Origin of the sequence: Mesorhizobium sp. CA8 (assembly GCF_020164955.1) — a bacterium.
Lineage (GTDB): Bacteria > Pseudomonadota > Alphaproteobacteria > Rhizobiales > Rhizobiaceae > Mesorhizobium.
This window is the reverse complement of sequence record NZ_JAIUHG010000004.1, coordinates 115,995-129,205: the sequence shown is the minus strand read 5'-3', so window position 1 is coordinate 129,205 and position 13,211 is coordinate 115,995. Positions and strand designations below refer to the sequence as shown.

General features: G+C 63.6%; 14 protein-coding genes. 13 read left to right on the top strand and 1 reads right to left on the bottom strand.

Annotated features, from left to right (window positions below; genetic code table 11):
* Window positions 1-82: 82 nt before the first annotated feature.
* Window positions 83-871 carry an IclR family transcriptional regulator gene (locus tag LB553_RS06435; RefSeq protein WP_224511659.1) on the bottom strand — a complete coding sequence of 263 codons (789 nt, stop codon included), beginning with the start codon at window positions 869-871 and terminating at the stop codon, window positions 83-85.
* A gap of 165 nt (window positions 872-1,036) precedes the next feature.
* Here LB553_RS06435 and LB553_RS06430 point away from each other — a divergent pair, with 165 nt between their 5' ends.
* The 13 genes from LB553_RS06430 to LB553_RS06370 all read left to right on the top strand — a co-directional run bounded on the left by LB553_RS06430 (window position 1,037) and on the right by LB553_RS06370 (window position 13,203).
* A complete protein-coding gene (locus LB553_RS06430; protein WP_224511656.1) occupies window positions 1,037-2,353 on the top strand; it encodes an ABC transporter substrate-binding protein in 1,317 nt (438 codons plus the stop codon).
* Window positions 2,354-2,472: 119 nt separating this feature from the next.
* Window positions 2,473-3,369 carry a carbohydrate ABC transporter permease gene (locus LB553_RS06425; RefSeq protein ID WP_224511655.1) on the top strand — a complete coding sequence of 299 codons (897 nt, stop codon included), beginning with the start codon at window positions 2,473-2,475 and terminating at the stop codon, window positions 3,367-3,369.
* Between the two features lie 2 nt (window positions 3,370-3,371).
* Window positions 3,372-4,238, top strand: coding sequence for a carbohydrate ABC transporter permease (locus tag LB553_RS06420; RefSeq protein ID WP_224511652.1), 867 nt, complete (start codon window positions 3,372-3,374; stop codon window positions 4,236-4,238).
* A gap of 5 nt (window positions 4,239-4,243) precedes the next feature.
* On the top strand, window positions 4,244-5,341 hold the full coding sequence (locus tag LB553_RS06415) for an ABC transporter ATP-binding protein (protein ID WP_224511650.1): 1,098 nt from the start codon (window positions 4,244-4,246) through the stop codon (window positions 5,339-5,341).
* A 1-nt stretch (window position 5,342) separates the two neighbouring features.
* On the top strand, window positions 5,343-6,455 hold the full coding sequence (locus tag LB553_RS06410) for a mandelate racemase/muconate lactonizing enzyme family protein (RefSeq protein ID WP_224511647.1): 1,113 nt from the start codon (window positions 5,343-5,345) through the stop codon (window positions 6,453-6,455).
* Between the two features lie 10 nt (window positions 6,456-6,465).
* Window positions 6,466-6,795: an L-rhamnose mutarotase gene (locus tag LB553_RS06405; RefSeq protein WP_224511646.1), complete on the top strand. Its 330-nt coding sequence runs from the start codon at window positions 6,466-6,468 to the stop codon at window positions 6,793-6,795.
* Window positions 6,788-7,861, top strand: a complete 1,074-nt coding sequence (locus LB553_RS06400; RefSeq protein ID WP_224511643.1) for a Gfo/Idh/MocA family protein — start codon at window positions 6,788-6,790, stop codon at window positions 7,859-7,861. The genes LB553_RS06405 and LB553_RS06400 overlap by 8 nt, the downstream gene beginning before the upstream one ends.
* A gap of 8 nt (window positions 7,862-7,869) precedes the next feature.
* The gene (locus LB553_RS06395; protein ID WP_224511642.1) at window positions 7,870-8,316 is read left to right on the top strand and encodes a MaoC/PaaZ C-terminal domain-containing protein; all 447 of its coding nucleotides are present in this window, start codon (window positions 7,870-7,872) and stop codon (window positions 8,314-8,316) included.
* Window positions 8,317-8,332: 16 nt separating this feature from the next.
* Complete coding sequence (locus LB553_RS06390) at window positions 8,333-9,064, top strand: SDR family oxidoreductase (RefSeq protein ID WP_224511640.1); 732 nt, start codon at window positions 8,333-8,335, stop codon at window positions 9,062-9,064.
* A 68-nt stretch (window positions 9,065-9,132) separates the two neighbouring features.
* The gene (locus LB553_RS06385; protein ID WP_224511638.1) at window positions 9,133-10,410 is read left to right on the top strand and encodes an L-fuconate dehydratase; all 1,278 of its coding nucleotides are present in this window, start codon (window positions 9,133-9,135) and stop codon (window positions 10,408-10,410) included.
* A 50-nt stretch (window positions 10,411-10,460) separates the two neighbouring features.
* Entirely contained in the window at window positions 10,461-11,120 is a 660-nt protein-coding gene (locus LB553_RS06380; RefSeq protein WP_224511637.1) for a DUF2161 domain-containing phosphodiesterase, read from the top strand.
* 134 nt (window positions 11,121-11,254) lie between these two features.
* On the top strand, window positions 11,255-11,986 hold the full coding sequence (locus LB553_RS06375; RefSeq protein WP_224511635.1) for a FadR/GntR family transcriptional regulator: 732 nt from the start codon (window positions 11,255-11,257) through the stop codon (window positions 11,984-11,986).
* A complete protein-coding gene (locus LB553_RS06370) occupies window positions 11,983-13,203 on the top strand; it encodes a PLP-dependent transferase (RefSeq protein WP_224511633.1) in 1,221 nt (406 codons plus the stop codon). Before LB553_RS06375 ends, LB553_RS06370 begins: the two co-directional genes overlap by 4 nt.
* The last annotated feature ends 8 nt before the right edge of the window (window positions 13,204-13,211 follow it).

Here is a 13,211-nt window from a genome sequence, read left to right as displayed (position 1 = left end):
TAGAGCGGGATGACCGGCTGCTTTTGAGTTCATCCGCTCTAAGATACTATCCCGCTGAAAAATCCATTATTCAAATAAGAAATTACGACGATTGCGGCACATCGGACCCGGCAAGCTGCGAGAGCCTGGCGGCAGCACCCTGCAGATGCCGAATCGTCAGTGTGATGTCCGGCGCCGTGGGGGCGTTGACGAGGGTGATATAGGGGATGGTCAGGGCCGCGATGGCCCTGCCGTCCGGGCCCAACACCGGCGTCGACAAGTTATAAACCCCGGCGGTCTGCAGCGAGGCCATCATCTCGTAGCCGCGGTCGCGCACCTGGTCGAGGCGGGCGAAGAACTCCGGCGTCAGGTTGAACTGTTCGGTGCTCTGCAGATGCTCGGCGATCATCATTTTGCGCTCTTCGGGCGAGCGGAAGGCAAGCAGCACATGGCCGGAGCCGGTGTCGAACAGGCTGATATGCGAGCCGACGCGGATCGAGATGCCCCAGTAGCGCGGCGCTTCCTGCTGGGCAATGACCACCGCGGCGCCGCGGTCGAATACCACCAGCTGGTTGGCCTGCCATGACGTCTCTGCCAGTTCCCGCATGATCGGTGTCGCATAGGACACCAGCCGCCGCACCGGCGCGTGCAATTGCGCGAGGCCGAAAAGCTTGAGCGTCAGCGAATAGCGGTCGCCGTCGATCTTGGTGACATAGCCGCGCCGCACCAGGCGGTCGAGCATGCGGTAGAACTCGTTCGGGCTGCGATCGAGCCGCTTAGCGATCTCCGCCTGCGTCAGCCCCCCGTCCACGCTGGACAAGAGCTCGAGGATGTCCAGGCCCTTGTCGAGCGCCGGCGCGCGGTAGCGGTCCCCATCTTCTTCCTCTGCCACCTGCCCCTCCAGTGAATTTTGATCTGCATATATGCATGAACTTCACTCGGCGGGAAGCATAATCGCCTTGACCCGGGAATGAAAATGCTATTTGCATATGAATGAAGCTCGAGCGATCGGTTGCGCACTCGGCGGGCCGTCGATGCAAGCCCATGGGAGGAGAACATGACGAGACTGGTTCTAGGCATTTCCGCCGGCCTGGCTGGCCTGCTGCTGAGCGGCGCGGCTTTTTCGGCCGATCTGCCCGGCAAATTTCCGGGCGTGACGATCGACGTGAAGCTGATCGGTGGCCAGCAATATGAAAAGCTCTACGAGCGCATCCCCGAGTGGGAGAAGGCGACCGGCGCCAAGGTCAACATCCTGACCAAGAAGAACGGCTTCGACATCGACAAGGAACTGAAGTCGGACATCGCCTCGGGCAGTACCAACTGGTGCGTAGGCTGGAACCATTCGTCCTTCGCGCCGCAATATACCGGCCTTTACACCGACCTCAGCAAGCTCTTGCCGAAGGAAGAGATCGACGCTTTCGTGCCGTCGACGATCAAGGCCGCGACCGTCGACGGCAAGCTGGAAATGTTGCCGCGCGCGCAGTTCGACGTCTCGGCGCTCTATTACCAGAAGAGCCTCTACGAGAACGCCGACAACAAGGCCAAGTTCAAGGCCAAATACGGCTACGACCTTGCGCCGCCGGACACCTGGAAGCAAGTGACCGACCAGGCCGAGTTCTTCGCCAACCCGCCCAATTTCTACGGCACCCAGTTCGCCGGTAAGGAAGAGGCGATCAACGGCCGCTTCTACGAGATGGTGGTCGCCGAGGGCGGCGAATATCTCGACAAGGACGGCAAGCCCGTCTTCAACTCCGAGGCGGGCATCCGCGCGCTGGACTGGTTCGTCAACCTCTACAAGGCCAAGGCCGTGCCGGCCGGCACCACGAACTATCTTTGGGACGATCTCGGCCAGGGCTTCGCCTCGGGCACCGTGGCGATCAATCTCGACTGGCCGGGCTGGGCCGGTTTCTTCAACGACCCGAAGTCCTCGAAGGTCGCCGGCAATGTCGGCGTGAAGGTGGCGCCCAAGGGGTCTTCCGGCAAGCGCACCGGCTGGTCGGGTTTCCACGGCTTCTCGGTGACCGGGAACTGCCCGAACAAGGAAGCCGCGGCTTCGCTCGTCTGGTGGCTGACAAACGAGGAAAGCCAGAAGCTCGAAGCCGCCGCCGGCCCGCTGCCGACCCGCACCGCGGTCTGGGACTGGGATCTGAAGCAGGCTGAAAACGATCCTTACAAGAACGAGGTCCTTGCCGCTTTCCAGGAGGAAGCCAAGCACGCCTTCGCCGTGCCGCAGACGCCTGAGTGGATCGAGATCTCCAACGCCGTCTACCCCGAACTGCAGGCGGCGATCCTTGGCGACAAGACGTCCAAGCAGGCCTTGGACGAAGCCGCCGCCAAGGCGACGCAGATCCTCCAGGACGCCGGCAAGCTCTAGGCATCGCGCTCGCAAATCGCTTCCCCGCCAAACCGGGGAGGCCGCAGCCTTTGCGGCTGCTCAAATCTCACCCCAGGCTTCGGCCGGGCTGGCTCAGTCGTTTCTTTCACAGGGTCCCGATGAAGGGCTTCAAGCCATCCGCGCCGTTTCTGCTGCTGCTCCCGGCCATCGTCGTGCTGGCGGCGGTGGTGGTGGTGCCGTTGATCCTGTCGCTCTATTCCAGCTTAACGCCGTTCCGGCTGACGCGGCCCGAAACCTTCTTCGTCTTCGTCGGCTTCAGGAATTATCTGTCGATCCTGTCCAATGCGGATTTCTGGTGGGCCTTCGGCCGCACCGTTCTGTTGCTCACCATCGCGCTCAACCTCGAAATGCTGCTCGGCCTCGGCCTGGCGATGCTGGTCGAGAAGGCGACGCGCGGCCAGCGTGTCCTGCGCACGCTGATGATGTTCCCGATGATGTTCTCGCCGATCCTGGTCGGCTTTCAGTTCAAATTCATGTTCAACGACAATATCGGCCTGGTGAACAACGCGCTTCAGTCGTTGGGCATCACACAGGATGCGATCCCGTGGCTGATTGAAGGCCATCTCGCCTTCATCGCCATCGGGATCGCCGAGATCTGGTCGTCGACCTCGATCTTCGCCATCCTGATCCTGGCCGGACTGCTCGCCATGCCCAAGGAGCCGATCGAGGCGGCGCGCGTCGACGGCTGCACGCCCTGGCAGACCTTCCGCTATGTCATCTGGCCCTTCGTCATGCCCTTCGCCTATATCGCCATGACGATCCGCTCGCTCGACGTCGCGCGCGCCTATGACATCGTCAAGATCATGACCGACGGCGGCCCGGCCGGCCGCACCGAGCTTTTGTGGACGCTGGTCGGGCGCACCGCCTATAGCGACGCGCGCATGGGCCTCGCCAACGCCATGGCCTATTTCTCGATCCTGCTGTCGATCGCCTTCACCATCTATTTCTACAACAAGCTCGCCGCGGCGCGCGCGCAAATCGGCGCGGAGTGGTGAGGATGGACGAGAACGCCTCCGCCCGCCTCATGCGCCGCGCGCTCACCGGCGCGCATCGTGTCGGCCTGTTCCTCGCCATGCTGGTCATCTGCCTGCCGGGCATCTGGATCGTCCTGTCGTCGCTCAGGCCCACGGTCGAGATCATGGCCAAGCCGCCGGTCTGGATCCCGCAGCAGCTCTCCTTCGATGCCTATATCGCCATGTTCAGCGGCATCGGCAAAGGCGGCATCCCGGTGCTCGACTATTTCCGCAACTCGCTGATCATCTCCGTCACCTCGACGGTGATCGCTGTGGCCATCGGCATGGCCGGCGGCTATGCCTTCGCGCGCTACCGTTTCCGCGGCAAGTCGGGCATGTTCCTCGGCCTGATGCTGACGCGCACCGTGCCCGGCATCGCGCTCTCGCTGCCTTTGTTTTTCCTCTATGTGCGGCTGGGCATCATCGACACCCATATCGGCATGATCCTCGCTTATGTCGCGCTCAACGTGCCGTTCACGATCTGGCTGATCGACGGCTTCTTCCGCCAGGTGCCGAAGGACCTTGCCGAAGCAGCCCAGATCGACGGCTGCACGCGTTGGCAAGCCTTCTGGCAGGTCGAATTCCCGCTGGCGCGCCCGGGTATCGCCTCGGCCGCGATCTTCGCCTTCCTCACCTGCTGGAACGAGTTCGCTTTGGCCTCGCAGCTTACACGTTCCGTTAATTCCAAGACGCTGCCGGTCGGGCTGCTCGATTATACGGCCGAGTTCACCATCGACTGGCGCGGCATGTGCGCGCTGACCGTGGTGATGATCATTCCGGCGTTGACCCTCACCTATATCGTCCAGAAGCATCTCGTCGGCGGCCTGACCTCCGGCGCGGTGAAAGGTTGAATGCCATGGCAACGGTTTCGCTGAAACAGCTCACCAAGCGCTACGGCAACATGGAGATCGTGCACGGCATCGATCTCGAGATCGCCGACCGCGAATTTATCGCGCTGGTCGGCCCGTCTGGCTGTGGCAAATCGACGACGTTGCGCATGATCGCAGGCCTCGAGGACATCAGCGGCGGCATGATCGACATCGGCGGGCGCATGGTCAACGACCTGCCGCCGCGCTCGCGCAACATCTCCATGGTGTTCCAGTCCTATGCGCTCTATCCGCACATGACGGTGCGCGAGAACCTCGGCTTCTCGCTCAAGATCGCGGGTGCGGCCAAGGATGACATGGACCGGCGCGTTGCCGAAGCCTCCGCCATCCTCGGCCTCGACGAGCTGCTTGAGCGCCGCCCCTCGCAGCTTTCCGGCGGCCAGCGCCAGCGCGTCGCCATGGGCCGCGCCATCGTACGCGATCCGGACGTGTTCCTCTTCGACGAGCCGCTCTCCAACCTCGACGCCAAGCTGCGCACGCAGATGCGCACCGAGATCAAGAAGCTGCACGCCAAGGTGAAGTCGACGGTCATCTACGTCACCCACGACCAGGTCGAGGCGATGACGCTTGCGGATCGCATCGTCATCATGCGCTCAGGCCATATCGAGCAGGTCGGCACGCCGGGCGAGGTGTTCAGCCGGCCCGCCACCCGCTTCGTCGCCGGCTTCATCGGCTCGCCTCCGATGAACCTGCATGAGGCGACGGTGAGCGACGGCAGTCTGGTGTTCAGCGGCGGCGACAGCTTGCCTTTGCCTGGCCAGTTCAAGTCGAAGGCGGCTGCCGGCGACAAGGTCGTGTCCGGCATCCGCCCGGATGATTTCTATCCGACGGGCCATGGCTTGAGCTCGGGCGGCGAAGCCGAAGTCCACCGCGTCGAGCTGCCGGTCAGCATCACCGAGCCGCTCGGCAATGAAACGCTGGTCTTCGCCGAGTTCAACGGCACCGATTGGGTCTCGCGCATGCTCAATCCGAAGCCGCTGAAAGCCGGCGACAGGATCGGCATGAGCTTCGACCTGAGCCGCGCACATCTGTTCTCCGCCGAAACCGGCAAATCGCTGAGGAGCTGACATGGCGAAAATCGAGAAAATCGAGCTGCGCATGGTCGACCTCGTGCCGAAGGTGAAGCGCACCGACGCCATCCAAAGCTTCGTCAGCCAGGAGACGCCGATCGTCACCATCACCGATGCCGACGGCGCATCGGGCACCGGCTACAGCTACACGATCGGCACCGGCGGCTCATCGGTGATGCGGCTTCTGACCGACCATCTCGCGCCGCGCCTGATCGGCCGCGACGCCGACCAGATCGAGGCGATCTGGCACGAGCTCGAATTCGCCACCCACGCCACCACCATCGGCGCCATCACCGCGATCGCGCTCGCCGCCATCGATACCGCCCTTTGGGACCTGCGCGCCAGGAAGCAGAACCTGCCGCTCTGGAAGCTCGCCGGCGGCGCCAAGGACCGCTGCCCGCTCTATACGACAGAGGGCGGCTGGCTGCATATCGAGACGCAGGCACTGGTCGACGATGCACTGGAAGCGAAGGCCAAGGGCTTTACCGGCTCCAAGGTGAAGATCGGCAAGCCGCACGGTTCCGAGGATTTTTCACGGCTGTCAGCGGTGCGCAAGGCGGTCGGTGACGGCTACGAGATCATGACCGACTGCAATCAGGGCTTTTCCGTCGACGAGGCGATCCGCCGCGCCGAGCGGTTGCGCGATCTCGATCTTGCCTGGATCGAGGAGCCGCTGCCGGCCGACGACATCGACGGCCATGTGCGGCTGTCGAACTCGGCCACCACGCCGATCGCGGTCGGCGAGTCGCTCTATTCGATCAGACATTTTCGCGAATACATGCAGAAGGGCGGCTGCAACATCGTCCAGGTCGATGTCGGCCGCATCGGCGGCATCACCCCCTGGCTGAAAGTCGCCCACGCCGCGGAAACTTTCGACATGCCGGTCTGCCCGCATTTCCTGATGGAACTGCATGTCAGCCTGGTCTGCGCCATCCAGAACGGCAAATATGTCGAATATATTCCGCAGCTCGACGAGTTGACGGGCGCCAAGATGCGCATCGAGAATGGCCATGCACTGGCGCCCAGCGAGCCCGGCATCGGCATCGACTGGGACTGGGACGCCGTGAAGGCAAGAAGCATCGCCGAGTTCACCACGGCGATTGCGAAATAGGGAGGCTGATATGCATCGCATGGGAATGGTGCTGGGCTTGAAGCCCGAGAAGGTCGAGGAATATGTCCGCCTTCACGCTGCCGTCTGGCCGGACGTGCTGACCATGATCTCGGCCTGCAACATCAAGAACTATTCGATCTACCTGAAGCGGCCGGAAAACCTGCTTTTCTCCTATTTCGAATATCACGGCTCCGACTACGCCGCCGACATGGCCAAGATGGCCGCCGACCCGAAGACGCAGGAATGGTGGGCCGTGTGCATGCCTTGCCAGGAGCCGCTGGAGACGCGAAAGGAAGGCGAGTGGTGGGCCTCGATGGACGAGGTCTTCCATTATGACTGATTCCTTTGATCCGGCATCGCTGGCGCAGTCCTGGCCGAAGCCTTTAGAACCGCGCCCGATTGTCACGTTCGGCGCCGGCTCGATCGTCGGCGATGCGCATTTCCCCGCCTATCGTAAGGCCGGCTTCCCGATTTCCGGCCTCTACGATCCGGACCAGGCCAAGGCGCAAAAACTCGCCGAGGCATGGGGCGTGACGGCGTTCCGTTCGGTCGAGGAAGCGGCTGCGGTAAAGGACGTGATCTTCGATCTCGCCACCCCGCCGGGCCGGCATGCCGAGGTGCTGAAGGCTTTGCCGGATGGGGCGGTGGCGCTGATCCAGAAGCCGATGGGCAATTATCTCGGCGAAGCGACGGAAATCCTCGAAATCTGCCGCGCCAAGCAGCTCAAAGCGGCGGTCAATTTCCAACTCCGTTTCGCGCCGATGATGCTGGCGCTGAAGGACGCGATCGCCAAGGGCTGGCTGGGCGAGGTGGTGGATTTCGACGCGCTTCTGGCGCTCGACACGCCCTGGCAGCTATGGGAATTCCTGCTCAAGGCGCCGCGCGTCGAGATCGCCATGCATTCGATCCATTATCTCGACCTGATCCGCCAGCTTCTCGGCAATCCGCTGGGCGTGCACGCCAAGACGCTCGGCCACCCCAACCACAAGGTGGCGCAGACGCGCACCAGCGCCATACTGGACTATGGCGACACGGTGCGCTGCGCGCTCTCGATCAACCACGACCACAAATTCGGGCGCCGCTACCAGGCCTGCGAGTTCCGCATCTGCGGCACCGAGGGCGCGGCCTATGTCAAGCTCGGCCTCAACCTCGATTATCCGCGCGGCGAGCCTGATATTCTGGAAATCTATCCGAAAGGCGGGTCAGATTGGGTCGCCGTGCCGCTCGCCGGCGAATGGTTCCCTGATGCCTTTGTCGGCCGAATGGCCAACGTCCAGCGCTTCGCATCCGGCGAAGACGCCGAACTGGTCAGCTCCGTCGAGGATGCCTGGCACACCATGGCGCTGGTCGAGGCCGCCTACAAATCGAGTGCCGCGCCGGCGACGCCGCTGGCCGCAAAGCCGTAAGGCCGGACATGGAACAGACCACCTATTTCGAGGAGTACGAGATCGGCTCGTCGCGCCTCACCAGCGGCCGCACCATTACGGAGACGGACTTCGTCGTCCATGCGGGCCACACCGGCGATTTCTTCCCGCATCACATGGATGCCGAGTTCATGAAGACGACGCCCTTCAGCCAGCGCATCGCGCATGGCACGCTGGTCTTCTCGGTCGGCGTCGGGCTGACGGCGAGCATCGTCAATCCCGTCGCCTTCTCCTACGGCTACGACCGGCTGCGCTTCATCAAGCCGGTCTTCATCGGCGACACGATCCGCACGCGCACCACCATCGCCGCCAAGGAAGACGACCCGAAACGGCCAAACGCGGGGCGCGTCATCGAACGCGTCGAGGTTTTGAACCAGCGCGACGAGGTCGTGCTGGCGGCGGATCACATCTATATCGTCGAGCGACGGCCCGGCTGAACAGGGAGACAAGAACATGGCGGATATCACTGGCAAGGTCGTGGTCGTCACGGCGGCCGCGCAGGGCATCGGACGGGCAAGCGCGCTGGCTTTCGCCAAGGCCGGCGCCATCGTCCACGCCACCGACATCAACGAGACGGCCCTGGCCGACCTCGGCAAAGGGCACGGCATTACGACGCGAAAACTCGATGTGCTGAACGACGACGCCGTGAAGGCGGCTTTCGCCGAGATCGGCCAAGTCGACGTGCTGTTCAACTGCGCCGGCTTCGTCCATGCCGGCTCGATCCTGGAGATGAAGGACGAGGATCTCGACTTTGCCTTCAATCTCAATGTCCGCGCCATGATCCGCACCATCCGCGCCGTGCTGCCCGGCATGCTGGAGTGTGGCGATGGTTCGATCATCAACATGGCCTCCGTCGCCGGCGCGCCGAAGGGCGTGCCGAACCGCTTTGCCTATGGCGTGACCAAGGCGGCCGTGATCGGCCTGACAAAATCGATTGCCGCCGACTATGTCGCCAAGGGCATACGTTGCAATGCCATTTGCCCGGGCACCGTCGAGAGCCCCTCGCTTCAGGGCCGCATGCAGGCACAGGGCGACTATGAGGCGGCGCGCGCGGCCTTCATCTCCCGCCAGCCGATGGGCAGGATCGGCACGCCGGAGGAGATCGCCGACCTCGCCGTCTATCTCGCCGGCGCCACCTATACGACGGGGCAGGCCTATAATATCGACGGCGGCTGGTCGATCTGAGACCGTGGTACCCAGGTTAAGCGACGGCGGCAATCCAGTTACGAGGCGAGCTAGTTTATGAGGCAGCAATGACAAAAATCACAGACCTCAGAACCTTCGATCTCCGCTTCCCGACATCGCAAAGCCTCGACGGCTCGGACGCGATGAACCCGGACCCGGACTATTCGGCCGCCTATGTCATTCTCGACACCGATGTCCCGTCGCTGAAAGGCCATGGCCTCACCTTCACCATCGGCCGCGGCAACGAGATCTGCTGCGCGGCGATCGAAGCGCTGCGCCACCTCGTCGTCGGGCTCGACCTCGACTGGGTGAAAGAGGATCCCGGCCGCTTCTGGCACCACGTGACCGGCGACAGCCAGCTGCGCTGGATCGGGCCGGACAAGGGCGCCATGCATCTTGCCGTCGGCGCGGTGGTCAACGCGGTCTGGGATCTCTGGGCCAAGGAAGCCGGCAAGCCGGTCTGGCGCCTGGCCGCCGAGATGAGCCCGGAAGAGATCGTGCGCATCGTCGATTTCCGCTACCTCACCGACGCCGTCACGCCGGCCGAGGCGCTGGAGATTTTGAAGAGGGCCGAAGTCGGCAAGGCCGAGCGCATCACTAAGCTCGAGCGCGAAGGCTATGCCTGCTACACCACCTCGGCCGGCTGGCTCGGCTATCCCGACGACAAGCTCAGGCGCCTCTGCCAGGAAGCGGTCGACGATGGGTTCAACCACATCAAACTGAAGGTCGGCCGCGACCGCGCCGACGACATCCGCCGTCTCAGGATCGCCCGCGAAGTGATCGGCCCGGACCGTTACCTGATGATCGACGCCAACCAGGTCTGGGAGGTCGACCAGGCGATCGACTGGCTCAAGGACCTCGCCTTCGCCAAGCCCTTCTTCATCGAGGAGCCGACCAGTCCCGACGACGTCGCCGGCCACGCGAAGATCCGCAAGGCTATCGCTCCGATCAAGGTCGCGAGCGGCGAGATGTGCCAGAACCGCATCATGTTCAAGCAGTTCATCGCCGGCGGCGCGATCGACGTCGTGCAGATCGATTCCTGCCGCATGGGCGGGTTGAACGAGGTGCTGGCGGTGCTGCTGATCGCCGCCAAATTCGGCCTGCCGGTCTGGCCGCATGCCGGTGGCGTCGGCCTGTGCGAATATGTCCAGCATCTGTCGATGATTGACTATGTCGCCGTGTCCGGCAGCAAGGATGGCCGGGTCATCGAATATGTCGACCACCTGCACGAGCACTTCCTGGAACCCTGCGTGATCCGCAACGCCGCCTATATGCCGCCCCGTGCGCCCGGCTTCTCGATCGAGATGAAGGCCAAGTCGATCGAAGACTATCTGCATCGCGGCTGACATGGGGTGGCCCGCGTGCCGGACCGCTGCGAATCGGTTATGCCTCTGCCATGCAGGAAACCTCCCTCTACGAGCCGGTAAAGCGGTTCCTCGAGAGCATGGATTTCGCCGTCAAGGGCGAGATCGGCGGCTGCGACGTGGTCGGCCTGCGCGCGGGCGAGCCGGAGGTCGTCGTCATTTGCGAGCTCAAGCTGCAATTCAACCTCGAGCTCGTCCTGCAGGCCGTCGATCGCGCGGCGGCCTGTGACGAAGTGTGGCTCGCCGCCTATATGTCGGCGCGCGGCAAGGGCCGTGAGCACGACCGTCGCTTCCGCGCGCTCTGCCGCCGTCTCGGCTTCGGCCTGCTGGGCGTCGGCAAGAAGGGCGAGGTGGAATTGCTGCTCAGTCCCGCCGCCTTGCCGCCGCGCCGCGACCCGCGCCGGCGCTCGCGCCTGGTCGAGGAGCACCATCGCCGCAAAGGCGACCCATCGATCGGCGGCAGCACGCGCAAGAAGCCGATCATGACCGCCTACCGCCAGGAGGCGCTGGCCTGCGCAGCCGCCATGGCCAACGGCCCGAAACGGCCGCGCGACCTCAAGGCGCTTTCGCCGCGCGCCGCCAGCATCCTGCAGCACAATTACTATGGCTGGTTCGCCCGCGCCGAGCGCGGCATCTATGCACTGACAGAAACCGGCCTTGCCGCCATCGGAGCTTTGCCGGCGGTGTTGTAAGGACGATTTGCCGACTTACCATTCCGCCTTGTAACGGAAGAATCGCCATTCGGGCCTGGTTTCGGTTGTTGACTCATCTTTCCGCATGTGCAGAAATTGGTTGGACCATTGAACCACTTTTAGGCCCAGCCGGCGTGACCGATTTCCTACCCCCCATCCAGACGACGGCGCGCGACGACGCGGTGTTGAAGGCCCTGGCGGGATTCGTGCGGCAGGAGGCTCTGGGTCCCGGCGAGAAGCTGCCGACGGAGCGCATCCTCGCCGAACGCCTCAAGGTCAGCCGCAACACGGTGCGTGAGGCGCTGACGCGCTGGGAAGGCCTCGGCCTTGTCGAGCGGCGGCAGGGTTCGGGCACCTACCTCAAGGCCGCCGTTTCGCCTGATATGCTGCACATGCCGCTGACGCTGTCTGGCGGCAATGATTTCGCCGGCCTGATGCGCACACTGGAGATCCGCCGGGCCCTTGAGGCCGAGGCGGCCGCCCTTTGCGCCATCCGCGGCGGCAAGGCCGAGATCGCCGAGATCGAGCGCAAGCTCGACATCATGGAAGATGCCTTCCGCACCCGCGCCGGCATGTCCTCGGAGGAGGACTGGGAGTTCCACCAGGCGGTCTACCGCGCATCGGGCAATCCGCTGTTCGAGCAGATCATCAGCGCCATGCATGAGCTCTTCCACCGCTTCTGGGAGCATCCGCTCGGCGTGCGCGACTTCGGCCACGCCAGCTTTCCCTATCACCGCACCATCTTCGACCGCATCGCCGCGCATGATCCGGACGGCGCGCGCGCCGAGGCGCTGAAGCTAATCGCCACCGTCGAGGACGATCTGAAGCGCGGTGCCGCCAATCTCAAACTTTCGGACCGCAGATGAACGAGCAGCCCAATACCTTCGACCCGGCCCCGCTGGCCGGCGATTATCTCGGCGAGGCGGCGACGTTGCTGGCGCATGACGATCCGTTTCCAGGCGGCGCCGTGGTGCCGCCGATCTACCAGACCTCGCTTTTCACCTTCGCCAATTACGCCGATATGGCCGACACCTTTGCCGGCAGAAGGAAGCAGCCGATCTATTCGCGCGGCGACAATCCGACGGTGATGGAGTTCGAGGCGCGTGTCGCCGCCTTGGAGGGCGCTGAGGCCGCGCGCGGTTTTTCGAGCGGCATGGCGGCCATCAGCGCCACGGTCCTTGCCTTTGTCGGTGCCGGCGAGCGCATGGTTGCCGTGCGCAACTGCTACGGCGACGCCTACCGCCTGTTCGAGCGGCTGTTCCCGCGCTTGCACATCAAGGTCGATTATGTCGACGGCTCCGATCCTGACGCGGTTGCCGCGGCGCTTCCCGGCGCCAAGCTGCTCTACCTCGAAAGCCCTACCTCGATGATGTTTGAGCTGCAGGACCTGGAGCATCTGACGCGGCTGGCGAAGGAGCAGGGCATCGTCACCACCATCGACAATTCCTGGGCCACCCCCGTCTTCCAGAAGCCGATTTCGCATGGCGTCGACCTGGTGCTGCATTCGGCCTCGAAATATCTGGGCGGCCACAGCGACACCGTCGCCGGCGTGGTGGCCGGGTCAGCCGCCCATATCAAACACATCAACGAACAGACCTATTCGCAGCTTGGCGGCAAGCTGTCGCCCTTCGAAGGCTGGCTGTTGCTGCGCGGCCTGCGCACGCTGCCGCTCAGGCTGCCGCATCACATGAAGAGCGGGCTCATCATTGCCGAGCGGCTGAAGGCGCATGGCAAGGTCGAGCGGGTCAACCACCCCGCCTATTCCAATCACCCCGGCAAGAAGACTTTAGCCGGCTATGCCGGCCTGTTCTCCTTCGAGGTCACCGAGGATGTCGACATCCCGGCCTTCGTCGACGCGCTGAAGTTCTTCCGCATCGGCGTCAGCTGGGGCGGCCATGAAAGCCTGGTCGTGCCGGCAAAAGCCTCGCTCGAGCAGACGCCGGGCATCAATTCGATGGCGCGCTTCGGCGTCAGCCCCCGAACCATCCGCTTCAATGTCGGATTGGAAAATGTCGAGGACCTCTGGGCCGACATCGCCCAAGCCTTCGACAAAAGTAGAGCCTTCGACAAATCAAAAAAATAGTCGTCCAA

What these genes read in the sequence shown, in the direction of transcription:
- LB553_RS06430 (WP_224511656.1), top strand. Translation starts at nt 1,037, where the DNA reads ATGACGAGACTGGTTCTAGGCATTTCCGCCGGCCTGGCTGGCCTGCTG.
- LB553_RS06425 (WP_224511655.1), top strand. Translation starts at nt 2,473, where the DNA reads ATGAAGGGCTTCAAGCCATCCGCGCCGTTTCTGCTGCTGCTCCCGGCC.
- LB553_RS06420 (WP_224511652.1), top strand. Translation starts at nt 3,372, where the DNA reads ATGGACGAGAACGCCTCCGCCCGCCTCATGCGCCGCGCGCTCACCGGC.
- LB553_RS06415 (WP_224511650.1), top strand. Translation starts at nt 4,244, where the DNA reads ATGGCAACGGTTTCGCTGAAACAGCTCACCAAGCGCTACGGCAACATG.
- LB553_RS06410 (WP_224511647.1), top strand. Translation starts at nt 5,343, where the DNA reads ATGGCGAAAATCGAGAAAATCGAGCTGCGCATGGTCGACCTCGTGCCG.
- LB553_RS06405 (WP_224511646.1), top strand. Translation starts at nt 6,466, where the DNA reads ATGCATCGCATGGGAATGGTGCTGGGCTTGAAGCCCGAGAAGGTCGAG.
- LB553_RS06400 (WP_224511643.1), top strand. Translation starts at nt 6,788, where the DNA reads ATGACTGATTCCTTTGATCCGGCATCGCTGGCGCAGTCCTGGCCGAAG.
- LB553_RS06395 (WP_224511642.1), top strand. Translation starts at nt 7,870, where the DNA reads ATGGAACAGACCACCTATTTCGAGGAGTACGAGATCGGCTCGTCGCGC.
- LB553_RS06390 (WP_224511640.1), top strand. Translation starts at nt 8,333, where the DNA reads ATGGCGGATATCACTGGCAAGGTCGTGGTCGTCACGGCGGCCGCGCAG.
- LB553_RS06385 (WP_224511638.1), top strand. Translation starts at nt 9,133, where the DNA reads ATGACAAAAATCACAGACCTCAGAACCTTCGATCTCCGCTTCCCGACA.
- LB553_RS06380 (WP_224511637.1), top strand. Translation starts at nt 10,461, where the DNA reads ATGCAGGAAACCTCCCTCTACGAGCCGGTAAAGCGGTTCCTCGAGAGC.
- LB553_RS06370 (WP_224511633.1), top strand. Translation starts at nt 11,983, where the DNA reads ATGAACGAGCAGCCCAATACCTTCGACCCGGCCCCGCTGGCCGGCGAT.